Annotated in this window: 24 protein-coding genes; 16 read left to right on the forward strand and 8 right to left on the reverse strand. The window is 66.3% G+C overall.

The window, feature by feature from the left end:
* The first annotated feature begins 99 nt into the window (after positions 1-99).
* The 5 genes from G3W89_RS23605 to G3W89_RS23625 are packed head-to-tail and all read left to right on the forward strand — an operon-like array spanning position 100 to position 5,996.
* Positions 100-1,917: a feruloyl-CoA synthase gene (locus tag G3W89_RS23605; RefSeq protein WP_232076853.1), complete on the forward strand. Its 1,818-nt coding sequence runs from the start codon at positions 100-102 to the stop codon at positions 1,915-1,917.
* Complete coding sequence (locus G3W89_RS23610; protein ID WP_162576440.1) at positions 1,914-2,678, forward strand: SDR family NAD(P)-dependent oxidoreductase; 765 nt, start codon at positions 1,914-1,916, stop codon at positions 2,676-2,678. Before G3W89_RS23605 ends, G3W89_RS23610 begins: the two co-directional genes overlap by 4 nt.
* Before the next feature lie 44 nt (positions 2,679-2,722).
* Complete coding sequence (locus G3W89_RS23615) at positions 2,723-3,712, forward strand: tripartite tricarboxylate transporter substrate-binding protein (RefSeq protein WP_162576441.1); 990 nt, start codon at positions 2,723-2,725, stop codon at positions 3,710-3,712.
* A 22-nt stretch (positions 3,713-3,734) separates the two neighbouring features.
* Positions 3,735-5,462: an acyl-CoA dehydrogenase family protein gene (locus tag G3W89_RS23620; protein WP_162576442.1), complete on the forward strand. Its 1,728-nt coding sequence runs from the start codon at positions 3,735-3,737 to the stop codon at positions 5,460-5,462.
* Positions 5,463-5,510: 48 nt separating this feature from the next.
* On the forward strand, positions 5,511-5,996 hold the full coding sequence (locus G3W89_RS23625) for a MarR family winged helix-turn-helix transcriptional regulator (protein WP_162576443.1): 486 nt from the start codon (positions 5,511-5,513) through the stop codon (positions 5,994-5,996).
* A 34-nt stretch (positions 5,997-6,030) separates the two neighbouring features.
* On the opposite strand, the gene G3W89_RS23630 is transcribed toward G3W89_RS23625, so the two are convergent.
* Positions 6,031-6,399, reverse strand: coding sequence for a hypothetical protein (locus G3W89_RS23630; protein WP_162576444.1), 369 nt, complete (start codon positions 6,397-6,399; stop codon positions 6,031-6,033).
* A gap of 29 nt (positions 6,400-6,428) precedes the next feature.
* On the reverse strand, positions 6,429-6,647 hold the full coding sequence (locus G3W89_RS23635) for a hypothetical protein (RefSeq protein ID WP_162576445.1): 219 nt from the start codon (positions 6,645-6,647) through the stop codon (positions 6,429-6,431).
* A gap of 384 nt (positions 6,648-7,031) precedes the next feature.
* Between G3W89_RS23635 and G3W89_RS23640 the strand changes: the two genes are divergently transcribed.
* Positions 7,032-7,964: an ornithine cyclodeaminase family protein gene (locus tag G3W89_RS23640; protein WP_162576446.1), complete on the forward strand. Its 933-nt coding sequence runs from the start codon at positions 7,032-7,034 to the stop codon at positions 7,962-7,964.
* Between the two features lie 73 nt (positions 7,965-8,037).
* Here G3W89_RS23640 and pcaF read toward each other — a convergent pair whose 3' ends face one another.
* Genes pcaF through G3W89_RS23655 form a run of 3 tightly spaced genes read right to left on the reverse strand, consistent with a single transcriptional unit; the run spans position 8,038 to position 10,617 of the window.
* Positions 8,038-9,243: a 3-oxoadipyl-CoA thiolase gene (gene pcaF, locus G3W89_RS23645; protein WP_162576447.1), complete on the reverse strand. Its 1,206-nt coding sequence runs from the start codon at positions 9,241-9,243 to the stop codon at positions 8,038-8,040.
* Between the two features lie 25 nt (positions 9,244-9,268).
* Positions 9,269-9,913, reverse strand: coding sequence for a 3-oxoacid CoA-transferase subunit B (locus G3W89_RS23650; RefSeq protein WP_174258338.1), 645 nt, complete (start codon positions 9,911-9,913; stop codon positions 9,269-9,271).
* A gap of 2 nt (positions 9,914-9,915) precedes the next feature.
* The gene (locus G3W89_RS23655; RefSeq protein WP_162576449.1) at positions 9,916-10,617 is read right to left on the reverse strand and encodes a 3-oxoacid CoA-transferase subunit A; all 702 of its coding nucleotides are present in this window, start codon (positions 10,615-10,617) and stop codon (positions 9,916-9,918) included.
* Between the two features lie 126 nt (positions 10,618-10,743).
* Between G3W89_RS23655 and G3W89_RS23660 the strand changes: the two genes are divergently transcribed.
* The 3 genes from G3W89_RS23660 (at position 10,744) to G3W89_RS23670 (ending at position 13,215) form a co-directional block, all read left to right on the forward strand.
* Positions 10,744-11,547: an IclR family transcriptional regulator domain-containing protein gene (locus G3W89_RS23660; RefSeq protein ID WP_232076703.1), complete on the forward strand. Its 804-nt coding sequence runs from the start codon at positions 10,744-10,746 to the stop codon at positions 11,545-11,547.
* A 107-nt stretch (positions 11,548-11,654) separates the two neighbouring features.
* Positions 11,655-12,002: a Pepco domain-containing protein gene (locus tag G3W89_RS23665; protein WP_162576450.1), complete on the forward strand. Its 348-nt coding sequence runs from the start codon at positions 11,655-11,657 to the stop codon at positions 12,000-12,002.
* 1 nt (position 12,003) lies between these two features.
* Positions 12,004-13,215, forward strand: coding sequence for a hypothetical protein (locus G3W89_RS23670; RefSeq protein ID WP_162576451.1), 1,212 nt, complete (start codon positions 12,004-12,006; stop codon positions 13,213-13,215).
* Positions 13,216-13,305: 90 nt separating this feature from the next.
* Here the strand turns inward: G3W89_RS23670 and G3W89_RS23675 are convergent, their stop codons facing one another.
* Complete coding sequence (locus tag G3W89_RS23675) at positions 13,306-13,680, reverse strand: HU family DNA-binding protein (protein WP_162576452.1); 375 nt, start codon at positions 13,678-13,680, stop codon at positions 13,306-13,308.
* Positions 13,681-13,816: 136 nt separating this feature from the next.
* Here G3W89_RS23675 and G3W89_RS23680 point away from each other — a divergent pair, with 136 nt between their 5' ends.
* Positions 13,817-14,905, forward strand: a complete 1,089-nt coding sequence (locus tag G3W89_RS23680; RefSeq protein WP_162576453.1) for a mandelate racemase/muconate lactonizing enzyme family protein — start codon at positions 13,817-13,819, stop codon at positions 14,903-14,905.
* A 2-nt stretch (positions 14,906-14,907) separates the two neighbouring features.
* Here G3W89_RS23680 and G3W89_RS23685 read toward each other — a convergent pair whose 3' ends face one another.
* Positions 14,908-16,572 (reverse strand): alpha-amylase family protein, encoded by a 1,665-nt coding sequence (locus G3W89_RS23685; RefSeq protein ID WP_162576454.1) that lies wholly within the window; start codon positions 16,570-16,572, stop codon positions 14,908-14,910.
* Between the two features lie 50 nt (positions 16,573-16,622).
* Between G3W89_RS23685 and G3W89_RS23690 the strand changes: the two genes are divergently transcribed.
* Positions 16,623-18,239: an alpha-amylase family glycosyl hydrolase gene (locus G3W89_RS23690; RefSeq protein WP_162576455.1), complete on the forward strand. Its 1,617-nt coding sequence runs from the start codon at positions 16,623-16,625 to the stop codon at positions 18,237-18,239.
* A gap of 63 nt (positions 18,240-18,302) precedes the next feature.
* Positions 18,303-19,094, forward strand: a complete 792-nt coding sequence (locus tag G3W89_RS23695) for an SDR family NAD(P)-dependent oxidoreductase (protein WP_162576456.1) — start codon at positions 18,303-18,305, stop codon at positions 19,092-19,094.
* A gap of 75 nt (positions 19,095-19,169) precedes the next feature.
* Here the strand turns inward: G3W89_RS23695 and G3W89_RS23700 are convergent, their stop codons facing one another.
* Entirely contained in the window at positions 19,170-20,054 is an 885-nt protein-coding gene (locus tag G3W89_RS23700) for a LysR substrate-binding domain-containing protein (RefSeq protein WP_162576457.1), read from the reverse strand.
* A gap of 186 nt (positions 20,055-20,240) precedes the next feature.
* Between G3W89_RS23700 and G3W89_RS23705 the strand changes: the two genes are divergently transcribed.
* The 4 genes from G3W89_RS23705 (at position 20,241) to G3W89_RS23720 (ending at position 24,958) form a co-directional block, all read left to right on the forward strand.
* Complete coding sequence (locus tag G3W89_RS23705; protein WP_162576458.1) at positions 20,241-20,990, forward strand: SDR family NAD(P)-dependent oxidoreductase; 750 nt, start codon at positions 20,241-20,243, stop codon at positions 20,988-20,990.
* Between the two features lie 38 nt (positions 20,991-21,028).
* Entirely contained in the window at positions 21,029-22,060 is a 1,032-nt protein-coding gene (locus G3W89_RS23710; RefSeq protein WP_162576459.1) for a TRAP transporter substrate-binding protein, read from the forward strand.
* Positions 22,061-22,174: 114 nt separating this feature from the next.
* On the forward strand, positions 22,175-24,055 hold the full coding sequence (locus G3W89_RS23715; protein ID WP_162576460.1) for a TRAP transporter large permease: 1,881 nt from the start codon (positions 22,175-22,177) through the stop codon (positions 24,053-24,055).
* A gap of 66 nt (positions 24,056-24,121) precedes the next feature.
* Positions 24,122-24,958, forward strand: coding sequence for a transketolase (locus G3W89_RS23720; protein WP_162576461.1), 837 nt, complete (start codon positions 24,122-24,124; stop codon positions 24,956-24,958).
* Positions 24,959-24,960: the final 2 nt, after the last annotated feature.

Consider the following 24,960-nt stretch of genomic DNA (forward strand, 5'->3'; position numbering starts at 1 on the left):
GCCGCTCCGAAGGCGAATAGCACCGCAGCCGCAGGCGAAGGTATTCCAGTGAACACCACCGTCCGCTACCGGCCGCTCGCCTTCGGCGTGACGCGCGCCATGCTGCGCGAAGGCGCGCCCGGCATTCGCTACCTGCGCGCCGAGACCGAACTTGCGCCTTATGCCGAGCGCATGACCGATCGCCTTCGCCACTGGGCAGAGGCCGCGCCCGATCGCACTTTCATTGCCCGCCGCGAGCGCCTGCCGGGCGGCGGCACCGGCGACTGGATCCGCGTGAACTACGCCGAGGCGCACCAGAAGGCCCGCGCCATCGGCCAGGCCCTGCTCGCGCGCGGCCTGAGCCCCGAGCGCCCCGTCGCCATCCTCAGCGAGAACGGCATCGAGCACGCCCTCATGGCCCTGGGCTGCCTCCATGCCGGCGTGCCGTACTGCCCGGTCTCGCCGCCCTATTCGCTGGTGAGCCAGGACTTCGAGAAGCTGCGACATGTGCTGGACACCCTGACACCCGGCCTGGTGTTCGCCGCCGATGCGCAGCGCTTCGAGCGCGCCATCAAGGCGACGGTTGCGGCGGATGTGGAACTGGTGTTCGGCGAAGGCGAGATCGAGGGCCGTTCCGCCACCACGTTCGAGGCGCTCGCCGCCACCCCGCCCACGCCCGCCATCGACGCGGCCTTGCAGGCCACCGGCCCGGACACCATCACCAAGTTCCTTTTCACCTCCGGCTCGACCAAGCTGCCCAAGGCGGTGATCAACACGCACCGCATGTGGTGCGCCAACCAGCAGCAGCTGCGCCAGTCGATCCCGGCGCTCGGCGAGGAGCCGCCTGTGCTGGTCGACTGGCTGCCCTGGAACCACACCTTCGGCGGCAACCACAACGTCGGCATCGTGCTGGACAACGGCGGCACGCTCTACATCGACGACGGCAAGCCCACGCCCGGCGGCATGGCCGAGACGCTGCGCAACCTGCGCGAGGTCGCCCCCACGATTTACTTCAACGTGCCGACCGGCTTCGAAGCCATCGCGCATGCCATGGAAAGCGACGCGGTGCTGCGCCGCAACCTGTTGTCGCGCGTGAAGATGTTCTTCTATTCAGGCGCGGCCCTTGCCCAGCCGGTATGGGACAGTCTGCACCGCACGCAAGAGGCCGAGGTCGGCGAGCGCATCGTGATGGGCACCGGGCTGGGCATGACCGAATCGGGGCCGTTCGCGCTGTACGTCACCGGCCCCGCGGTCAAATCGGGCGACCTGGGCCTGCCCGCGCCCGGCATCGAGATCAAGCTGGTCGACACCGATGGGAAGACCGAGGTGCGCTACCGCGGCCCCAACATCACACCGGGCTACTGGCGCGCGCCCGACGCCACGGCCGAGGCCTTCGACGAGGAGGGCTTCTTCTGTACCGGCGACGCGGTCGGCTGGATCGACGAATCCGACATCCACCGCGGCCTGCGTTTCGACGGCCGCATCGCAGAAGACTTCAAGCTCGCCACCGGCACCTTCGTGAGCGTGGGCCCGCTGCGCGCCAGGATCATCGCGGCCGGCGCGCCGTACGTGCAGGACGCGGTGCTGACCGGCCTCAACCTCAAGGAAGTCGGCGCGCTGATCTTCCCGACGCAGAAGGTCCGGCAACTCGCGGGCCTGCCCGCCGATGCCGGCATGCGCGAGGTCGTCGAAAGTGCGCCCGTTCAAGCGCATTTCCAGCGCGTGTTCGACGAACTCGCCCGCAGCGCCACCGGCAGCGCCAATCGCATTGCGCGGCTGCACATGGAGCACGAGCCGCCCTCGATCGACAAGGGCGAGGTCACCGACAAGGGCTCCATCAACCAGCGCGCCGTGCTCAAGCACCGGGCCGGGACTGTCGAGGCGCTCCACGCCGACACCCTGCCCTTCACGCTCAAACCCCGAGGAGACAAGGCATGAAGATCGAAGGACAGGCCGCGCTGGTCACCGGCGGGGCATCGGGTCTCGGCGAAGCGACCGCGCGCGAACTCGCGCGGCTGGGGGCCAAGGTCGCCGTGCTGGACCGCAACGCCGCCCTCGCGGAAAAAGTGGCTGCCGAGATCGGCGGTGTCGCATGCCCTTGCGACATCACCGACAGCGACAGCGTGAACGCCGCGCTCGACAAGGCCGCCGCCGCGCACGGACCGGCCCGCATCCTGATGAACGTGGCCGGCGTCGGCAGCGCCAGGCGAATCGTCGGCAAGGACGGCAACCCGGCGCCGCTGGAAGACTTCGTGCGCGTCGTCAACGTCAATCTCGTCGGCGCGTACAACATCAGCCGCCTCTATGCGGCGCAGTGCGCCAGGCTCGACCCGCTGGAAGGCGGCGAGCGCGGCGTGATGCTGTTCACCGCCTCAGTCGCGGCCTTCGACGGCCAGGTGGGCCAGCAGGCCTACAGCGCCTCCAAAAGTGGGCTGGTCGGCATGACGCTGCCGATGGCGCGCGATCTCGCGCAGCACGGCATCCGCGTCTGCACCATCGCACCGGGCCTCTTCGCGACGCCGCTGCTGAAGGAGCTGCCGGAGCCGGTGCAGCAGTCGCTGGCTGCGTCGATCCCGTTCCCGCCGCGCCTGGGCAAGCCTTCGGAGTTCGCCGAGCTGGCCTGCCACATCGTCACCAACGGGCACCTCAACGGCGAGGTGATCCGGCTCGACGGGGCGTTGCGGATGGCACCGCGCTGACGACCGGACCCACGAGCTTCCGAATTCATCAAGGAGACATCGCCATGCAACACCGTCGCCATTTCCTGCACACCCTCGGCAGCGCTGCCCTCCTGGGCGGCCTGGCGCCCCTCTCGGCCCTGGCCCAGGCACTCGACCAGGTCAAGATCATGTATGGGTTCCCGGCCGGGAGTGCCGGCGACAGCGTGGCGCGCCGCGTGGCCGAAAAGCTGGGCGGCACGCCCTACAGCAAGAACCCCGGCTTCGTGGAGAACAAGCCCGGGGCGGGCGGCCGCATCGCCGTGGAGGCGCTGAAGAACGCGCCGACCGACGGCTCGGTCCTCACGCTGGCCCCCGTCTCCGCCCTCTCGGTCTATCCCTACATCTATCCCAAGCTCGCCTACAGGCCCGAGGACGTCACGCAGGTGTCGATCGGCGCCATCATGTTCCACGGGCTCGCGGTGGGGTCGGCCGTGCCCGCCGAAGTGAAGACGCTGAAAGACTTCCTCGCCTGGGCCAAGGCCAACCCGGCGCAGGCCAGCTACGGCTCGCCCGGCGCCGGCTCGATGCCCCACCTCCTGGGCGCGCTGCTGGGCCTGCGCTCGGGAGTCGAACTGAAGCACGTGCCCTACCGCGGCACCGTGCCCAGCATCACCGACCTGGTGGGCGGCCAGATCGCCGCCGCCATGAACCCGAGCGGCGACTACCTGCAGTACATGAAGGCCGGGCGCGTGCGCGTGCTGGCCACTTCCGGCCGCAAGCGTTCGCCCTACCTTCCCGATGTGCCCACCTTCACCGAACTGGGCTACCCCGACGTGACCTCCGAAGAGTGGTTCGGCTTCTACGCCCCCGCCAGGACGCCGCCGGCCGCCATCGCTGCCGCCAACGCCGCGATCACCGCGGCCCTGAAGGACAAGTCGGTGATCGACGCCCTGGCCCTCGTCGGCCTGGTGGCGAACGGCAGCACGCCACAGGAAATGGCGGCGGACCAGAAGGCGGAGTACGAACGCTGGGGTCCACTCGTCAAGCAGATCGGCTTCACGGCGGAGTCATGATCGATTCCAGCTTCGCCTGCCGATGAACTACCAGCCCCGTCCCGACGATCAGCGCTTCCTGCTCGATGCCGTGCTCGGCGCCGCGCCGCGCCTGCGCGCGCTCGGACCTTTCGCCGAGTTCGACGACGCACTCCAGGCGCAGGTGCTCGGCGAGGCCGGCAAGTTCGTGGAGGAGGTGGTCGCGCCACTGAACCGGATCGGCGACGAATCGGGTTGCCGGCTGATCGACGGCGAGGTGCTCACGCCGCCCGGGTTCGGCGAGGCCTACCAGGGCCTGGTCGACGGCGGCTGGCTCGCGCTGTCCGCGGCACCCGAGGACGGCGGACAAGGCCTGCCTGCCGTGCTCGAGGCCATCCTCTTCGAATGGCTGAGCGCAGCCAACCACGGCCTCACGATGGCACCCGGCCTGCTGCATGGCGCCTATGAATGCATCCGGCACCATGGCAGCGCCGCACTGCAGCAGGCCTACCTGCCGAAGATCGCCAGCGGCGAATGGCTGGCCACCATGTGCCTGACCGAAGCCCATGCCGGCAGCGACCTCGGCCAGGTGCGCACGCGGGCCCTGCCGCAGCCGGACGGCAGCCTGCGGGTGAGCGGCAGCAAGATCTTCATCTCCGGCGGCGACCACGACCTGACGCCGAACATCGTGCACCTGGTGCTGTGCCGGCTCCCCGATGCGCCGGCCGGGCCCAAGGGCCTGTCGCTGGCGCTGGTGCCCAAGGTGCTGCTCGATTGCACGCGCAACGCGGTGCACTGCGAGCGCATCGAGGAGAAGATGGGTCTGCACGGCAGCCCCACTTGTGCAATGCGCTTCGACGAGGCCACCGGCTGGCTGCTCGGCGAGCCGAACCGCGGCCTGGCCGCGATGTTCGTGATGATGAATGCGGCACGCCTGCACGTGGCGCTGCAGGGCATCGGCCTGCTCGACGCGGCCTGGCAGAAGGCCGACGCCTATGCCCGCGAACGGCGCCAGATGCGCGTGCCCGGCACGGCGCCGGCCAGCCGCGGCGCCGAGGCCGCCGACCTGATCGTCGAGCACCCGGCCGTCCGCCGCATCCTCGACACGCAGCGCGCCTGGGCCGACGGCGCGCGCCTGCTGGCCTACCGCAGCGCACTGCAGCTGGACATCGCGCGCCACGACGCCGATCCCGCCCGCCGCGAGCGCGCCGAGCGCTGGTGCGCGCTGATCACGCCGGTGCTGAAGGCGGCGTGCACGCAGCAGGCCTTCGAGGGCGCGAGCGCCTGCCTGCAGGTCTTCGGCGGCCACGGCTATGTGCGCGAATCGGGCATCGAGCAGGTGCTGCGCGACGCCCGCGTGACCATGATCTACGAAGGCACCAACGAGATCCAGGCCATCGACCTCGTCGTGCGCAAACTCCTGCCCGACGGCGGCGCCGGCATGGCGAGCCTGCTGATCGAGCTGCGCGACGAGCTCGATGCCGCGCGCGAGTTCGACGCCGAGGTGCAACGCCGCTTCGCCCAGCTGCGCTACCTCGGCACCACGATCGCACTGGCGGCCCAGCGCGACCCGGCCCTGCCCTACGAGGTGGCAGACGACTACCTGCGGGTGGTGGCGCTGTCCCTGCTGGCCTGGGCGTGGGCACGCATCGCGCACGCCGCACCGGAGACGCCCCGATGGACGGCGCCCGCGGCCGCTTTCCGCCGGTTCGTGCTGCCGGAGTTCGAAACGCGGCTTGGCATGGTCAAGCGTGCCTGCGAGGCCATCATGTCGCCCAACGCCGCCGCATAGCGGGCACGTCCCTACGCCGTGCTGCGCAAAGGCAGTTACCCTCGGCCCATGCCTGTCCAGCGCAAGAAAGCTGCCGTCCCCGCCGTCTCCGCCCAGCCGTCGCGCCCCGACCGGCTCGACACGCGCGTCCTCGAAGCCCTGGTGGGCTACAACGCGCGGCGCGCCTGGCTGGCGGTGAGCACGCTCTTCGCGGAACGCATGGCGGTGTTCGGGCTGAAGCAGGTGGACTTCTCGGTGCTCTCGCTGCTGGCGCACAACCCCGGCGCTACCTCGCGGCAGCTCTGCGCCACCCTGGACATCCTGCCGCCCAACCTGGTGAGTCTGATCTCCGCCATGGACAGCCGCGGTCTCATCGAACGCCGTCCCCACCCCTATGACGGCCGCGCCATCGGCCTGTACCTGACCCCCGCCGGTGAGTCGCTGGTGCGCGAAGCCGAGCGCACCGTCGTCGAGCTGGAAACGGAAGCCAGTGCCAAGCTCTCGACGCGCGAGCGCGAATCGCTGATACGGCTGTTGCAGAAGATCTATCACTGAAGGGCGCGCCGCGCTGGGCGGCCCCCCGCCAGCGTCAGAAGCGCTCAGTCAGTACCAGCACCTGATGCGCGGCGCCGGCCACCACGGCAGGGTTCGGGTAGTAGAGCTCGCCGTCGATCTCGCTGCGGGAAAAAGCGTTGCGCGCCTCGACGTAGCGCGTGCGCGCGGCCTCGAACCCGTGGCGCCGCCATGAGGGCTGCACCGCCTCCAGGCGGGCCCAGTGCTCGGGGCCGAGCGTGGGACACAGGGGCACGGGGGCGGCACGTTCACGCAGCAGCAGTTCGCGCGCCTCATGGGTGACCGGGTCGAACGCCAGCGCCTTCTCGCGCCAGCGAGCGAGCACGTTGGAAAGAAGGGTGGCCAGGAACAGGCTGGCCAGGGAGAGCGGAATCGCGAAATCCATCGGCGGTCACGAAAAGCCGTGCAGCTGCATCACCAGAATTTCCACCAGGGCGCCGCGGCGGAGGAACGCGCCGGAGGCAGCGGCTGCAGGCCGGAGTCGCGAATGCGGCGGCGCTGCTCGGCCTCGAGGGCCTGCGCCATGCGGTGCGCCAGCTGGTCTCCCTGCATGGCGCGGATGCGCCACTCGGCAGCCAGGCTCTGCAGCTCGGAATCCTCGAGCTTGGCGGGCGTGGTCGTCGATTCGGACATGCCTGAAATTTTGCACACGTGGCGACTGCGCGGCAATCGTAGAGCTTTGCATTACATGGCCGATCAGGCCCATATCAGGCCTTCTCAGACCCCCTCACGCTGCCAGGAATCCTGGCCATCTCAGCTTGCCGCCCGTCAAAATGCATACCAAGGTACACGAAGCGGTCCACACCGCGACGCTCACCTATTTTTTCTTCGTGTTGAACCTCAGCAACGGGCTTCCCCGGGCGAGGCTCGGCCTGCTCCTCGATGCCCGCCACCATGTGCGTGGGCAGCACGCGGAGATGGCCACGATGTGCCTGACCCTCCGCTCTTCATAATTCTTCGGTTGCATGTCTTTTCTCCCCTTGAGGGCCGCGGTCGTATGGCGCGGCCGGTTCTTCCATGAAGCACTTCGACGCCGACACCACCCGCTGCGCACTGGATTTCACCCGCTTGATTTCGGCACTGCGCAAAGCCTTTTCCGGCGAGGCCACGGTCCCGCCGCGCCACGTCCATGCCGTCGAGGCCGGCGCCGATCGCGGCACCGTGCTGATCATGCCCGCCTGGAGCGAGGCGGGCTACCTCGGCATCAAGACCATCAACATCTTTCCGGGCAACGGCGCTCGCGGGCTCCCCGGGCTGCACGCCACCTACGTGCTCTATGACGCACACACCGGCGTGCCGCTGGCGATGATGGACGGCAACGAGATCACCGCGCACCGGACGGCAGCGGCTTCGGCGCTGGGTGCATCCTTTCTCGCGCGACAGGACGCCCGGAGGCTGCTGGTGCTGGGCACCGGCCGCGTGGCGCGCCTGCTGCCGGCCGCGCACGCAGCCGTGCGCGCGATCGACGAGATCCAGGTATGGAACCACCGTCCGGCAGGTGCGCAGGCCCTGGCCGCCCAATGGCGAGCCGAAGGCTGGAACGCGCACCCGGTGGCCGACCTGCAAGCGGCGGTGCGCACCGCGGACATCGTGAGCTGCGCCACCCTCGCGACATCGCCCTTGGTGAAGGGAGAATGGCTCGCGCCGGGCTCGCACCTGGACCTGATCGGCAGCTTCACGCCGCAGATGCGAGAAGCCGACCCGGCCTGCTTTGCGAGCGCGCGAGTCTTCGTCGATACCGATGAGGCCTTGTTGAAGGCCGGCGACCTGCTCGATGCGATCGGCGCCGGCACCCTGTCCCGCGATGCGGTGCAGGCCACGCTGGCGGACCTGTGCAAGGGCAGGCACCAAGGGCGCACGAACAGCGCCGAGCGCACGGTCTTCAAGGCCGTGGGCAGCGCGCTCGAAGACCTCGCGGCCGCCACGCTGGTGTGGCAGGCCGCGTCGTAGAAGCCCCCCCGCACGTCCCGTTCGGCCGCGCGAGAAGTTGCCTTGTGAGCCGGGCCGCGCCGGGCAAGCCCGTTCAGACCCGCTCGAGGATGACCGCAATCCCCTGGCCCACCCCGATGCACATCGTGCACAGCGCATAGCGCCCGCCGCCCTTGTGCAGCTGGTTGACCGCGGTGGTCGCCAGCCGCGCGCCGCTCGCGCCCAGCGGGTGGCCCAGCGCGATCGCGCCGCCGTTGATGTTGACGCGTGCGTCGTCGTCCTTCAGGCCGAGCAGGCGCAGCACCGCCAGGCCTTGCGCGGCGAAGGCCTCGTTGAGTTCGATCACGTCGATCTGGTCGAGCTTCAGGCCGGTGAGCTTCAGCACCTTCTCGGTGGCCGGCGCCGGGCCGATGCCCATCACGCGCGGCGGCACGCCGGCGGTGGCCATGCCCACCACGCGGGCGCGCGGCGTCAGGCCGTACTTGGACGCGCTCGCCTCGTCGGCCAGCAGCAGCGCGCAGGCGCCATCGTTCACGCCGCTGGCATTGCCCGCGGTCACCGTGCCATCGGGGCGCACCACGCCCTTGAGCTTGGCAAGCGCTTCCAGGCTGGTGTCGCGCGGATGCTCGTCCTTGTTCACGACGATCGGGTCGCCCTTCTTCTGCGGCACGAGGACCGGCACGATCTCGGCATCGAAGAAGCCCGACTTCTGCGACGCGACCGCGCGCTGCTGCGAGGCCAGCGCCATGCGGTCCTGGGCCTCGCGCTCGATCTTGTAGTCGGTCGCCACGTTCTCCGCCGTCTCCGGCATCGAGTCGACACCGTACTGCGCCTTCATCAGCTTGTTGACGAAGCGCCAGCCGATGGTGGTGTCGTAGATCGCGTTGCTGCGGCTGAAGGCACTCTCCGCCTTGGGCATGACGAAGGGCGCGCGGCTCATGCTCTCGACACCGCCCGCGATCATCAGCCCGGCCTCGCCGGCCTTGATGGCGCGCGCCGCGCTGCCCACGGCGTCGAGCCCCGAGCCGCACAGCCGGTTGATGGTGGCGCCGCCCAGTTCCAGCGGCAGGCCTGCCAGCAGCGCCGACATGCGCGCCACGTTGCGGTTGTCCTCGCCGGCCTGGTTCGCGCAGCCGTACAGCACGTCGCTCACGGCCTGCCAGTCGACTTCCTTGTTGCGCTCCATCAGTGCCTTGAGCGGCACGGCGCCCAGGTCGTCGGTGCGCACGGTGGAGAGGGAGCCGCCGTAACGGCCGAAGGGGGTGCGAACGGCGTCGCAGATGAAAGCTTGGTTCGTCATGGTGTGTCTCTGGTTGAAAGGGTTGTCAGGCGGCGATCGGCAGGCCCACCAGCTTCTCCAGCTCGGCATGCTCCAGCCCCTCGACCTTGTCGATGAGCTTCAGCCCCGCAGGCGTGCATTCGAGCGTGGCGAGATCGGAATAGACACGCTTCACGCAGCCGATGCCGGTCAGCGGATAGCTGCACTGCGCAACGATCTTGCTCTCGCCCTTCTTGGTCAGCAAGTCCATCATGACCCAGGTCTGCTTCGCGCCGATGGCCAGGTCCATGGCCCCCCCGACCGCGGGGATCGCCCCTGCCTCACCGGTGCTCCAGTTGGCCAGGTCGCCGGTGGCAGAGACCTGGAACGCGCCCAGCACGCAGATGTCCAGATGGCCGCCGCGCATCATCGCGAAGCTGTCGGCATGGTGGAAGTACGCGCCCCCCGGAAGCAGCGTGACGGGCTGCTTGCCGGCGTTGATGAGGTCGTAGTCCTCGTCGCCCGGCAGTGGCGCCGGGCCCATGCCCAGGATGCCGTTCTCGCTGTGGAGGATGACCTCCCGCCCGGCCGGCAGGTGGTTGGCCACCAGCGTAGGCTGGCCGATGCCGAGGTTGACCACGGCGCCGTCGAAGATGTCCTGCGCGACCCGCGCGGCGAGCTGGTCCTTGGTGCGGCGTTGGTAATTGCTCATGCTCATGCTGCCTTCTTGAAGCCGCCGGCCTGGGTGGCGACGCGGTCGATCTTGACGATGCTGCTGACGAAGATGCCCGGGGTGACGATGGCCTCGGGATCCATCTCGCCGAGCTCCACGATCTCGTGCACGGTGGCAATGGTGCGCTTCGAGGCCATGGCCATCACCGGACCGAAGTTGCGCGCCGCCTTGCGGTAGGTGAGGTTGCCCCAGCGATCGCCTTGCTCGGCCTTGATCAGCGCCACGTCGCCGCGGATCGGGTACTCCAGCACGTACTGCTTGCCGTCGATCATGCGCGTCTCGCGCTCGCCGGCCAGCTCGGTGCCATAGCCCGTGGGGCAGAAGAAGGCACCGACGCCCGCGCCGGCCGCACGGATGCGCTCGGCCAGGTTGCCCTGCGGCACCAGTTCCAGCTCCAGCTTGCCGGAGCGGTAGAGCTCGTCGAACACATGGCTGTCGGCCTGGCGCGGGAAGCTGCAGATGATCTTGCGCACCCGCCCGGCCTTGAGCAGCGCGGCCAGGCCGGTGTCGCCGTTGCCGGCGTTGTTGTTGACGACCGTGAGCTCCTTGGCACCCTGCTCGATCAGGCCGTCGATGAGCTCGTTGGGGATGCCGGCAGTGCCGAAGCCGCCGATGAGGACCGTGGCGCCGTCGGCCACGCCGGCCATGGCATCGGCGATCGAGCGGGCGATCTTGTTGATCATTGAATCTGTCTCCGGGAGTAGGGGAAAAGCCGAAGGCCTCGGCTTCAGGCGTAGAGCACAATGTTCCCAGTTGTTCGCATATCGAACATGTGTTCGTATAATGAATTCTAGAGAAGATCGCTCCGCATGGCAACCACGGCAACCCACATGGCAACCCTGAAGAAGGCCAACGCACCCACGCCCGGCGACAGCTACGTGCAGTCCTTTGCGCGCGGGCTGCAGGTCATCCGCTCCTTCAGCGAGCGTGCGCCGCGCCAGACGCTCAGCGAGGTCGCGGCCGCCACCGGCCTCACCCGTGCCGGCGCCCGGCGCATCCTGCTCACGCTGCAGACCCTGGGCTACGTGCAATCCGACGGCAAGCTGTTCGCGCTGACGCCGCGCATCCTCGACCTGGGCTTCGCCTACCTGTCTTCCATGCCGATCTGGAACCGCGCCGAGCCCGTGATGGAAGCGCTGGTGCAGCAGGTGCAGGAGTCGTGCTCGGCGGCCGTGCTCGACGACACGGACATCGTCTACGTGCTGCGCGTGCCCACGCACAAGATCATGCGCATCAGCCTGGGCATCGGGTCGCGCCTGCCGGCGTGGTGCACCTCCATGGGCCGGCTGCTGCTGGCCGACCTGGACGACGAGGCGCTGCGCACGCGTCTCCAGGCTTCGAGCATCGCCCCGCTCACGCGCCACACCCTGACCGACATCGACACGCTGATCGCGAAAGTGCAGCAGGCCCGGCGCCAGCGCTGGTGCCTGGTGAACCAGGAATTGGAGGAAGGCCTGATCTCGATTGCCGCGCCCATCGTCGACCGCGGGGGACGCATGGTGGCCGCGCTCAACATCAGCGGGCAGGCGAACCGCACGAGTGCGAAGGTGATGCAGGAGACGATGTTGCCGGCGCTGATGGGCGCGGCGCAGGAGATCTCGATGCTGCTCTGAGTGCGTGGACGCCTTAGCCACGGCGAACTCCATGCGCTGAGCAATTGCTGAAATGACCTTGCAGCATTAAAGTCCCGTCGTCGCCATTGCGACGCCAGGAGGACGGGATGAAGGCCACTCAAGATGTAACGGGTTCGATCCGGCTGCTCGTCGATGGCGACGACGTGGCGAGCGCCAAAGGAGCTTTCGGACTGCCGCCAGGCATCGGCACCGTGCCGCAGAAGGTCCTGGAACTCAGCGCTTCGGCCTTCCAGCAGTCGTTGAAAGCGGTGCTATCGTCGGTCGCTGACGCACTCGACGGTCTCGACCTGACCAGTCGGGACTATGCCCTGGCCGACGTCAAGTTCTGCATCGCCTTCGACGCCGGGGGCGAGGTGTCCATCGTCTCGTTGGCAAAAGCGTCGCTGTCCGGAAAGACCGGCATCGAAGTGACCCTCAAGCGCAGGGTGAACTGAAATGAGCGACGCGGTCGATCCCGGCTGGGAAAGCGCCGCATCGCATCTTGCCTTCCTGCAGGAAGCCACCCACCGGCACTACGGCATCAAGAGCAGGTCTGAAAACCCCCTGGATGTTCCAGCGGTGGTCGAGCACTTGCGCCAGGTGTATTTGTCGATCCATGCCGATGGTGACGAAGCCGGGTTTCATCAGATGCTCGCCAAGCAGAGGGACGAGCGCGAGATCGCGGTCAAGAGGTGCCCGACCCCTTACGAAAATCCGGAATGGTATGGCTTGATGCTGAGCCAGTTCGAGGCACTTTCCCGCTCGGCAGCCGAGATGAACCTCCGAATCGCACCGAAACCGCTGCTCGGCACGCTTGCCACGGGGCGGGTGAACGGCGTAGCGATCGGCCTGCACAGCACCAAGACTCGCATCATTCTGCTCGAAGAGGGCTTGTTCGGCTTCGCAAACCTGATGTGCAAGGCCGTGGCCTCCTCGATGCCTCAACGGGAGGGCGACGGCGAGCGGCTGTCCTTCTCGACAGACCTGGCCGACCTGCGCAGCAAGCTCCTGGAGGACGAAACGCCCATATTGCGGTTCTTCGACGCTCTGTGCAGCTACGTCGTTCAGGGTCACCCGCATCACGCCCGTCCCTATGCTTCGCCGCCGAACACCCACGGCCTCTCATCGATACTGCGCGAGTCCATGGAGTTGTTCATTCTTGGCCACGAAATCGGGCACGTCGCCCTCGGCCACCTGGACGGAAATCTGGCGCGAAATGCGATCGCCGAGAGCATCGATGCAGAGACCGTGCAGACAAACTGGCAGCAGGAATTCGAAGCGGATCTCGTGGGCATGCATCTGATGATCCGCGCCATGACCCGCGACCGCGGCATGGACGTCGCACTCAGCTACTGGGGCGCTCATCTGTTCTTCGGCTGCATCGAGATCGTCGAGCACACTGTCAGCCTGCTCGGCACCGGCAAGGCAGAGACCTGGCGCAGCCACAGCCATCCTCCAACGGCCGCACGCCAGGAGCGGCTGAAGGAAGTCCTGCTGGCAACCGTGCAACCCAGGGAAGCCGCCGAAGGCGCGATCAGCCTCGCCGGCGTCGTGGATGAAATCCTTGCCTTGTTCTGGAAACGATGCGAGGAGCCGCTGCATCGCTTGCATCGCGAGGGCACCCGTCCGGCGCAATGGTGGATGGCCCACCCGGACGCCGAAGCCTGAGCCTTTCATTTCGCGCCTGCCGTGGGTTCTGCCGATCCACCTGCAGCATCGCCGCCATCTTCTGGTGGATCGGGTCGATGGCCTTGAGGCTTACTTCTTCTTGGCGACCGCCTTCTTCGGTGCAGCCTTCTTCACCGCGGGCTTCGCGACGGGCTTCGCCGCAGCCTTCTCGGCCTTGCGCTTGGCGGCCTTCGGGTCGATGGCGGCCTTGAAGGCGGCGCCGGCGACGAACTTCGGCACCTTGGTCGCCGCGATCTTGATCTTCGTGCCTGCCTGGGGGTTGAAGCCGGAGCGCGCTGCGCGGGCAACCTGCTTGAAAGTGCCAAAGCCGACGATCTGGACAGAGTCGTCCTTCTTCACGGCGTTGACGATGGAGCTGGTGACTGTTTCGAGGACGCGCGCGGCTTCGGCCTTGCTCAGGTTGTGGCCGGTGGCGATCTTCTCGACCAGTTCGATGCGATTCATTCAGATTCCTTGGATTTAGAGACACGCCGCGTTGCCTGCGGCGACCCCGGCCGATGCCCGGGCGGGCGGAGTTTACCGGGCCCGGTGACTGGCCTGCCGCGCTATCCTTCCTTTCCTGACTCACATCGGATCAATCATGGCCCGCATTGCCTCCATCGAAAGCGGCTTCTACCGCGTTCCGCAGCCGGTGGTGCTGACCGACTCCACACACGGAGAAATCCGCGCCTTCGAGCTGAACACCGTGCGCGTGCGCGACGCGGATGGCGCCGAAGGCGTGGGCTACACCTTTACCGTCGGGCGCAATGGCGGCGCGATCGAAGCGATCCTCCGGCACGAGTTTCCCGACATCATGGCCGGCGAAGAAGCCGACCACATCGAGCGGCTCTGGCAGAAAGCCTGGTGGGCGTTGCACTACGGCGGCCGCGGCGGCCCGACGGTGCTGGCGCTCTCGGCCTTCGACATGGCGCTGTGGGACCTCAAGGCCAGGCGGGTCGGCCTGCCGCTCTGGAACCTGCTCGGCGGACACGATCCGCGCGTGCCCTGCTATGCAGGCGGCATCGACCTGCAACTGTCGCTAGACGACCTGCTGCGCCAGACCGATGCCAATCTGGCGAAGGGCTTCCGGGCCATCAAGATGAAGGTGGGCCGTGCGCGCCTGGCCGAAGACGTCGAGCGCGTCCGCGCCATGCGCGAACACCTGGGCGACGGCTTTCCCTTGATGGTGGATGCCAACATGAAGTGGGGCGTCGACGAGGCGATCCGCGCGGCGCGCGCCTTGCAGCCCCTCGATCTCGTCTGGCTCGAGGAGCCGACGATTCCCGATGACCCAGCGGGGCACGTGCGCATCATCCGGGAGGGCGGCCTGCCGGTCGCGGCCGGCGAGAACCTGCGCAGCCTCTGGGAGTTCAAGCAATACATCGCAGCCGGTGCCGTGACGCACCCCGAGCCCGACGTCACCAACTGCGGCGGCGTCACACCCTTCATGAAGATCGCGCGGCTGGCCGAAGCCTTCAACATGCCGGTGACCTCGCATGGCGCGCACGACGTCACCGTTCATCTGCTGGCCACCTGCCCCAATCGCATCTTCCTGGAGGCCCACGGCTTCGGCGTGGACAAGTACGTTGCCGAGCCCTTGAAGATCGACGAAGGCATGGCGATCGCGCCCGACCGGCCGGGCCACGGCATCGACTTCGACTGGCAAGCTCTCGACGCCATCCGCGCCTGAGCTCACATCTCCTCCCGCTTGAGCAGGTAGTCGAGCCTGCCGACGCGGAACCAGCGGTAGCCATAGGGCTCGAGCAGCATGCAGTGGCGGCCTTTCGCGTCGGCGTTGCTGTGCTCCTCCGATAGCATGTTGACCAGCACCTCGCCGTCCGCGCCGAGCGTCTTCGCGTCGAGCTTGATCTCGAGCGGATCGGCCCTGAAGTTGTGCACGAACACGACCGTGTTGCCGCGCCACTCGTAGCGCATCACCAGCACGGCACGCTCGCGGTGGGGCAGCACCACGAAGTCGCCCCATCCGATCTCTGGCACTTCCTTGCGCATGCGAAAGGCGCGCTCCATCCAGTTGAGCAGCGAATCGGGGTCGCGCCGCTGCGCCGCGACATTCACGTGCTCGAAACCGTAGGCCCCGCCCGTGATCACCGGCACTGCCGGCTTGCTGGCGCTGGTGAATCCGCCGTTGGGCTCGGTAGACCACTGCATCGGCGTTCGCGCGCAGTTGCGTTCCGGCAGGCTCAAGTCGTCGCCCATGCCGATCTCGTCGCCGTAGCGGATCACCGGCGTGCCGGGCAATGTCAGCATCAGGCTGTAGGCGAGTTCGAGGCGGCGCCGGTTGCTCCCGAGCATGGGCGCGAGACGCCGGCGTATGCCGCGTTGGTAGAGCTGCATGTCCTTCTCGGGGCCGAAGGCGTCGAAGACGCGCTGCCGCCGCGCAGGCAGCAGGCGCCCGAGATCGAGCTCGTCGTGGTTACGCAGGAAAATGCCCCATTGGCAGGTTGCAGGCCGCGGCCGGGTGGCCTCGAGCGCCTTGGCGAGCGGGCGGGTGTCGCCGGTCGCCAGCGCATAGAACAGGTTCTGGTTGACCGGGAAGTTGAACATCATCTGCAGCCGCTCGCCCTCGTCCCCGAAGTACGCCATGTTGGTCTTCGGCAGCACGTTCGCTTCGGCGAGGATGATCGCGTCGCCCTGGCGCCATTGCAGCAGTTCGCGAAACTTGCGCAGCATGTCGAAGCGCTCCTTCGGCTTGGCGACGTGCGCGCCCTTCTCGCCGATCACGAACGGCACGGCATCCATGCGAAAACCCGAGACGCCGAGCTGCGTCCAGAAGCCCATGATCTTCAGGATCTCCGCTTGCACCTGCGGATGGCTGGTGTTGAGGTCGGGCTGGAAGTCGTAGAAGCGGTGGAAGTACCAGCGCCTGGCCACCTTGTCGAAAGTCCACGTCGACTTCTGCACGCCATGAAAGACCACGCCGTCGGCAGCGCGTTCGGGTTTCCTGTCTGACCAGACGTACCAGTCGTGGTACTTTGACCTCCGGCTCTTGCGCGCCGCCTGGAACCAGGGGTGCTGGTCGGAGGTGTGATTGACCACCAGGTCGATCAGCACGCGCATGCCGCGCTGCGCAGCAGCATGGGTGAATTCGACGAAGTCGCCCAGCGTGCCGAAGCGGGGATCGACGTTGTAGTAGTCCGCGACGTCGTACCCATCGTCACGGCCCGGGGAGGTCTGGAAGGGCATCAGCCACAGGGTGGTGACGCCGAGACCGTGCAGGTACTCGAGGCGCCGTGTCAGGCCTTCGAAGTCGCCGCAGCCATCGCCATCGGAGTCCATGAAAGTCCCCACGGACAAGCAGTACACGACTGTATTTTTGTACCAGAGGTCGTTGATCATTCGGCGTTGGCTCCCGGATATTGGCAGACCCGAAACAAGAAAGGAGCGCTATGTCAGCCGACGCCTGGTGGAAGAACGGAATCGTCTATCAGATCTATCCCCGGTCTTTCCAGGACAGCGATGGGGATGGCATTGGCGACCTGCGCGGCATTCGGAACCGGCTCGATCACTTGATCGAACTCGGCGTCGATGCGGTCTGGATTTCGCCCATCTATCCCTCCCCGATGGCCGATTTCGGGTACGACATTTCCGACTATTGCGACATCGATCTTCGCTTTGGCACCTTGGCCGACTTCGACGCGCTCGCAGCCGAAGCCCGGGCGCGCGGCCTGAAGCTCGTTCTTGACTTCGTGCCCAACCACACCTCCGACCAGCATCCCTGGTTCATGGAAAGCCGCGCCTCGCGCAGCAACCCGAAGCGCGACTGGTACCTGTGGCGGGACCCCGCCCCCGACGGCGGGCCGCCGAACAACTGGCTCAGCAATTTCGGCGGACCGGCGTGGACCTTCGACGCGCACACGGGGCAGTACTACTGCCACTCGTTCCTGAAGGAGCAGCCCGACCTGAACTGGCGCAACCCGGAAGTGCGCGAGGCGATGTACGACGTGCTGCGCTTCTGGCTGCGCCGCGGCGTCGACGGCTTTCGCATCGACGTGCTGTACCACCTCGTCAAGGACGATCAGTTCCGCGACAACCCGCCGAACCCTGATTTCGTGGCTGGCGGCGATCCGGCCCATCGGCTCTTGCCGGTGTACACGACGGACCGCCCCGAGATGCAGGACATCATCATCGAGATGCGGCGCGTGGTCGACGAGTTCAGCGACCCGCAGTCGACGCGGGTGCTGATCGGCGAGCTCTACCTGCCGCTCGCCCGGCTGATGGCCTACTACGGGCGCACGGAGGATGGCCTTCTGCAAGGCGTGCAGCTCCCCTTCAACTTCCAGCTCCTGGCCGCCAAGTGGCAGGCTGCCGAGATCGACCACATCGTGCGCAACTACGAGGCGGCGCTGCCTCAGGGCGCAGCGCCCAACTGGGTGCTCGGCAACCACGACAAGCCGCGCATCGCCAGCCGCGTCGGACAGGAAAGGGCCAGGCTCGCCGCGATGCTGCTGCTGAGCTTGCGCGGCACGCCGACGCTCTACTACGGCGACGAGATCGGACTGACGGACGTGCCCATTCCGCCGGAGGAAGTGCAGGACCCTTTCGAGAAGAACGACCCTGGCAAGGGCCTGGGCCGCGATCCGCAGCGCACGCCGATGCAGTGGAGCGGCACCGCCCCGAACGCAGGCTTCACGACCGGCACGCCCTGGCTGCGGCTGGGCGGGGACTGGGAGCATCGCAACGTCGAATCGCAGGCCGGCGATCCTGCTTCGATGCTGGCGCTCTACCGCCGTTTGATCGCGCTCAGGCGGCGCGAGCCCGCGCTGCACGAGGGCAGCCACGAGCCGCTCGACGCGGGGGCCGATGTGATGGCCTATGCCAGGAGCGCCGGCACGCGGCGCCTGGTCGTGCTGCTGAACTTCGGCACCTCCGAGAAGCCGATCTCCATCGACCTTGTGCCTGCGGGTGGGGTGGTGCTGGCGTCGACGCACGCCCATCGCAGCGGCATCGTCGCGGGTGCACTCATCCTCGAGCCGCTGGAAGGGGTTATCGTCTCGAGAGCCTAGTTGACTGGGCGGGCTGGCCAGCCGATGACGACCCCGTCGCTTTTTCCTTGAAGGACACGCGCAATGAATCTCCAACTCACAGGCAAGCTGGCGCTGGTCAGCGGAAGCACGGCGGGCATCGGTTTCGCCATCGCGCATGCCCTGGCAGCGGAGGGTGCACGCGTTATCGTCAACGGGCGCTCGCAGAAATCGGTGGACGCCGCTGTCGCTCAGATCGAGGCGGCGGAGGGCGGCGAGGTCATGGGCTTCGCCGGAGACCTCAGCATGGCCTCTGCCGCGCATGCCTTGATGGCGAAGTACCCGGACATCGAGATTCTCGTCAACAACCTCGGCATCTTCGAACCCAAGCCGTTCGAAGAGATTCCGGACGAGGACTGGACGCGCTTTTTCGATGTGAATGTCCTGAGCGGCGTTCGCCTGGCGCGCTTGGTGTTGCCCGCGATGAGGCGTGCCAACTGGGGACGCATCATCTTCATCTCCAGCGAGAGCGCCGTCCAGATTCCTTCGGAGATGATTCACTACGGCATGACGAAGACCGCGCAGCTGGCCGTCTCCCGCGGGTTGGCCGAGGCCGTCGCCGGCACTGGAATTACCGTCAACAGTATCCTGCCGGGTCCGACCAAGTCGCGAGGCGTGGGCGAATTCGTCGAGGCGCTCGCCAAGGCCGATGGCAAGTCATTCGATGCCTACGAGAGGGAGTTCTTCGAGAAGGTGCGGCCGACATCCCTCATCAAGAGGTTCGAAACGCCAGCGGAGATTGCCTCCATGGTTGCCTACATTGCCAGCCCGCTTTCATCCGGGACGACGGGGGCAGCGCTCCGTGTCGACGGCGGGTGTACGAAAAGCGCGTTCTAGGCCGCTCAGTTCACGCCGTTCAGGAATTCCCGCACCAGCTTCACGGTGGCCTTCGGATTCGCACCCTGAGCGTGTTCAACCTCGTGACGCTTCTGCGTGGATCCACTCCAGAAAGGCCTTTACTGATGGTCGCTTCGCATGCCGCGGTGGATACACGGCAAAGTGCGCCTTGACCTTGACGGCTTGGTCAAGGCCGAAAACGGGCTTCAGTTTGCGCTCGGCGATGTGTCTTGCAGCAATCGTCGAGCTCTCGAGCGCAACTCCGAGCCCCTGGGTGGCAGCGTCCAGCGACATCTGTGCCCGGTCGAACCGTATGGCGAACCAGTCCGGTGCCCGCTTGTCACTGTACTGTTCGAACCAGTCCGACCACTGGACCACGCTGACATTGCTCTGAATCAACTTCACGGCGGAGAGCTGCCCGACGCGCTTCAAGCCATGCTGCCGGATGAACGCAGGACTGGCGAGCGGCACGATGCGCTCCTCGAAGAGCGGCTCGACCACCAAGTCAGGCCAGTTCGGTATCCCGTAGCGGATGTCGATGTCGGACTGGCCGAGCGCGAAGTCGCTGGGCGTGTGCGCCGCTGACAGGTTGAGCGAGATGTCCGGGTAGGCCTGCGAGAAGCCGCGCAGCCGAGACATCAACCAAAGGCTCGCAATGCTCGGCGCCGAGTGCACGTACAGGCTGTTGCTCACGCCCTGACGCAAGTCATCGCTCGCCGATGCTATGGCCAGCAACGCGCCGCCGACCTTCGACAAGTACAGGTCGCCCGCGGCGCTGAGCCGCACACCGTGCGCGCTGCGCTCGAACAACCTCACGCCGAGATGCGCTTCAAGGCGTGACACCTGATGGCTGATCGCCGAGGCGGTGAGATGAAGTTCGGACGCTGCAAGGGCAAAGCTTCGTCGACGCGCCACTGCTTCGAAGGCTTGCAAGTTCGTCACTGCGGGCAGCGTGGACATAGGGTCAACCCGGTCGTTTGATGATGAAGTGTCATCTTAGGGTGAAAACACATCGCTTGTCGTCATGAACGCATCTCGCGACCATTGGGCCCATTGCAGCAAGACCTCTTCGTGCTGCAAGCGGTCACCAGCACCAAGGCGCTTGCTGGGACTGCATCGGATTCACATCACTCTGGAGACAAATCGATGCTACTCAAGGACAAGGTAATCGTGATCACCGGCGGTGCCGGCCTCAACGGTCTCGGGTTCGCCACGGCGCGCCTCATGGCAGACCACGGTGCACGGGTCGCCGTGCTCGACCTGGAGCGCGCAGAGCCCGCAGCGGCCGCCGCGCGGCTTGGCCCCGACCATCTTGGAATCGCTGCCGACGTCACCGACAAGGCCTCATGTGATGCAGCCGCAGCGGCGGTGCTGAAAGCATTCGGTCGCATCGATGCGCTGGTCAACAACGCGGGCATTACGCAGCCGATCAAGACGCTCGCGATCAGCGGTGCGGACTACGACCGCGTGCTCGACGTCAGCCTTCGAGGCACCTTGTACATGTCGCAGGCCGTACTGCCCGCAATGCAGGAACAAGGCAGCGGATCGATCGTCTGCATTTCGTCGGTTTCCGCCCAGCGCGGTGGCGGCATCCTGGGTGGCCCGCACTACTCGGCAGCGAAAGCCGGTGTGCTTGGCCTGGCGCGCGCCATGGCGCGCGAGTTCGGCGCCGAAGGCATCCGCATCAACAGCATCACGCCCGGCCTCATCGGCACTGACATCATCAAAGGCAAGCTCACCGAAGAGAAGAAGGCAGAAATCGCCGAGACGATTCCGCTCGCCCGCCTGGGCCGCGCCGAAGACATTGCGGGCGCCTGCGTCTTTCTTGCAAGCGACCTCTCGCTGTACTGCACGGGCATCACGCTCGACGTCAACGGCGGCATGTTGATCCATTGAGCCAGCGATTCATTTCACTCGACAACCAGGAGACAAACATGAACGAGCAAAAGCTCACCCCCACCAAACTCAACCGCCGGCAACTGCTCGCTGCGAGTGCAGCACTGCCGCTGTTCTCGATCATCTCGCGCCCGGCAGATGCAGCCGAGTTCGAGCTCAAGTACGCCACCGGACAGGATCCGACGCATCCGGTCAACCTGCGCGCCAAGGAAGCGCTCGACCGCATCCGCGAAGCCACGTCGGGTAGGGTCAACATCAAGCTGTTTCCCGCCAATCAGTTGGGCAGCGACACCGATCTGCTGGCGCAGGTGCGCAATGGCTCGGTCGAGTTCTTCAACTTGTCATCGCTGATCCTGTCGACCTTCGTGCCTGTCTCGGGCATCACGAGCGTTGGCTTCGCTTTCAAGAACTACGACGATGTCTGGAAGGCAATGGACGGGGACTTGGGCAACTACATCCGTGCCGAGATCGCGAAGACGCCCATCTTCACCTTGTCGAAGATCTGGGACAACGGCTTCCGTCACGTCACCTCTTCCGGGAAGGAGATCAAAACCGCGGCGGACCTGAAGGGGTTCAAGGTTCGCGTCCCTGCAGCGCCACCGCTGACTTCCTTGTTCAAGGCGTTGGAGGCTGCACCGTCGCCGATCAACTTCAACGAGGTCTACACCGCATTGCAGACGAAGGTGGTCGAGGGCCAGGAGAACCCGCTCGCCATCATCGCAACGGCGCGGCTGTACGAAGTCCAGAAGAGCTGCAGCATGACAGGTCACGTCTGGGATGGCTACTGGGTGCTTGGAAACAAGCGAGCCTTCGACAAGCTGCCCGCCGACGTGCAGCAGGTCATCAAGCGGGAGATCGACAAGTCCGCCACCGACCAGCGGTCCGATGTTGCCAAGCTCAACACCAGCCTGAAGACAGATCTGATGGCCAAGGGAATCAGCTTCGTCGATGTGCAGCAAGACGACTTCCGCAAGAAGCTGGCGAGCACCGGCTTCTACGGCGAATGGAAGTCGAAGTACGGCGCAGCGCCCTGGGACCTCCTGGAAAAAGTCTCCGGCAAGCTCGGTTGACTGCAGCTGCCGCTCCGGTGTTCACCGGGGCGCAGCGACTCATCTCAATTCAATAGTTGCCCGGTATGCCGCGCGTTGCCGCGCAGGCGGCCCCCTTTCGCCTGAAAGAAAGCTATGAACATTCCTCATGATGATCCTGGACTCGCGGTTGACGCAGGTCGGCGTGAGCCGATCGCCTGGCTTGAAACCTTGAGCAAGGCGCTGGGCGCGCTGGTTGAAGTCCCAGCCGCGCTGCTGGTGCTGGCGGAGGTCGTCGTCCTGCTGATGGGCGTGACGAGTCGATACCTCCTCCATGAACCGCTCGTATGGTCCGATGAGCTGGCGTCGATCCTGTTCCTGTGGTTGGCAATGCTGGGCTCGATCGTTGCGCTCCAGCGCGGCGAGCACATGCGCATGACTGCGATCGTCGGCAAGCTCGACCCACGAAAGCGGGCCTTCCTTGACCTGATCGCGATTGCTTCGGCCATCGCCTTCCTCGCATTCGTCGTCCACCCCGCCTATGAATTTGCGGCCGACGAGGCCTTTGTCACCACGCCCGCAATGGGCATCCCGAACTCCTGGCGGGCCGCGGCGCTGCCGATCGGACTCGGACTGATGTTGCTCGTCGGCATCATCCAGATCTTCCGTGTCGGCCGACTGAAGGACGCATTGCTGGCGCTGGGCCTCGTCGCCATCGTCATCGCAGCGATGACTTTGTTGGGACCGCTTCTGAAGGGGCTCGGCAACTGGAATCTGCTGCTGTTCTTCGTGCTCGGCGTGGGTGCCCTGGTGCTGCTCGGCTTGCCGATCGCGTTCGCATTCGGACTGGCGACCTTCGGCTACATCGCGCTGTCGACCTCGACGCCAACGGTGGTCGTCGTCGGCCGGATGGACGAAGGCATGAGTCATCTGATCCTGCTCGCCGTGCCGCTCTTCGTGCTGCTGGGTCTTCTCATCGAGATGACCGGCATCGCGCGTGCCATGGTCAACTTCCTGGCGAATCTGCTGGGGCACGTCCGCGGTGGACTCTCGTACGTGCTGATTGGCGCGATGTACCTCGTCTCGGGCATCTCCGGGTCCAAGGCGGCCGACATGGCGGCCGTGGCCCCGGCCCTGTTCCCGGAGATGCGCAAGCGCGGCGCGAAACCCGGTGATCTCGTGGCCTTGCTCTCCGCGACTGGCGCGCAGACCGAGACGATCCCGCCCTCACTGGTGTTGATCACGATCGGCTCCGCGACGGGCGTGTCGATTGCAGCCCTGTTCACCGGCGGCTTGTTGCCAGGCGTGGTGGTGGGCTCGACTCTTGCCGCACTCGTCTGGTGGCGCTATCGGGGCGAGGACCTCAAGGGCGTCAGAAAGGCCTCGGGTCGCGAGATCGCCAAGTCGCTCATGATTGCAATTCCCGCTCTGGCGCTGCCGGTCGTCATCCGCGCTGCGGTGGTCGAAGGCGTTGCCACGGCGACCGAGGTGTCCACCATTGGCATCGTCTACGCCGTGCTCACCGGGCTGCTTGTCTATCGCCAGTTCGACTGGAAGCGCATCTATCCGATGCTGGTCAGCACGGCATCGCTCTCAGGGTCCATCCTGTTCATCATCGGTGCCGCCACTGGCATGGCCTGGGCACTGACGCAGTCCGGCTTCTCGACCGCATTGGCCGACGCGATGAAGGCACTGCCCGGTGGCGCGATCACCTTCATGGCCGTGTCGGTGGTGGCCTTCATCATCCTCGGCTCGGTACTCGAAGGCATCCCTGCCATCGTGCTGCTCGGACCGCTGCTGTTTCCCATTGCGCGCCAGGTGGGCATCCATGAAGTGCACTACGCGATGGTCGTGACCCTCGCGATGGGCATCGGCCTGTTCGCCCCGCCGTTCGGCGTCGGCTACTACGCCGCCTGCGCAATCAGTCGAATCCATCCGAATGAAGGCATGAAACCGATCGTGGGCTACATGGTTGCCCTGTTCATCGGAACGGTGATCGTCGCCGCGATTCCCTGGATCTCGACCGGGTTCCTCTGACATGGCATCCCGCATCACGATCACTCGCGCTTTCACTCCCCAACTCACTCACTCAAGGAAACTTCCATGTCTGACCTCTCGACGCTTCAACAAAGCGCCTACCGCATTCGCCGCTATGCACTGCAGATGGGCGAAGTTCAAGGACAGGGCTACATCGGCCAGGCGCTTGGCTGGGCCGACGTGCTGGCCGTGGCCTACAAGCACGCCATGACCTACAAGCCCGAGAACCCGGAGTGGGAGGGCCGCGACCGGTTCCTGCTGTCGCACGGCCACTACGCAATCGCCGCCTATGCCGCGCTGATCGAGGCGGGGATCATCCCCGAGGAAGAGCTTGAAACCTACGGCAGCGACGACAGCCGCCTGCCGATGTCGGGGATGGTCACCTATACGCCGGGCATGGAGATGTCGGGTGGCTCGCTCGGGCAAGGTCTTCCGATTGCCGTGGGCATGGCACTCGGGCTGCGTTTGAAGAAGAACCCGGCCTTCGTCTACAACTCGATGTCAGACGGTGAACTGGACGAAGGCTCGACCTGGGAGGCGGCGATGGGCGCCGCCCACCATCGACTGTCCAACCTGATCTGCCTGGTCGACATCAACAACCAGCAGGCCGACGGCCCGTCCGGAAAGATCATGGGCTTCGAGCCGCTCGCCGACAAATGGGCCGCGTTCGGCTGGCACGTGCAGCGCGTCGATGGCAATGACCTGCAAGCCGTCGTCGCTGCGTTCGATGCAGCCCGTGCGCTTCAGGAGGAAAAGCCGCGCGTCATCCTGTTCGACACCTTGATGGGCAAGGGTGTGCCCTTCCTCGAGAGCCGCGACAAGAACCATTTCATCCGTGTCGACCCACCGGAATGGCAGCAGGCCATCGCCCACACCGACAGCACACAAACCGAAGGAGCCTGATG

The organism is Variovorax sp. PBL-H6 (assembly GCF_901827155.1).
GTDB lineage: Bacteria > Pseudomonadota > Gammaproteobacteria > Burkholderiales > Burkholderiaceae_C > Variovorax.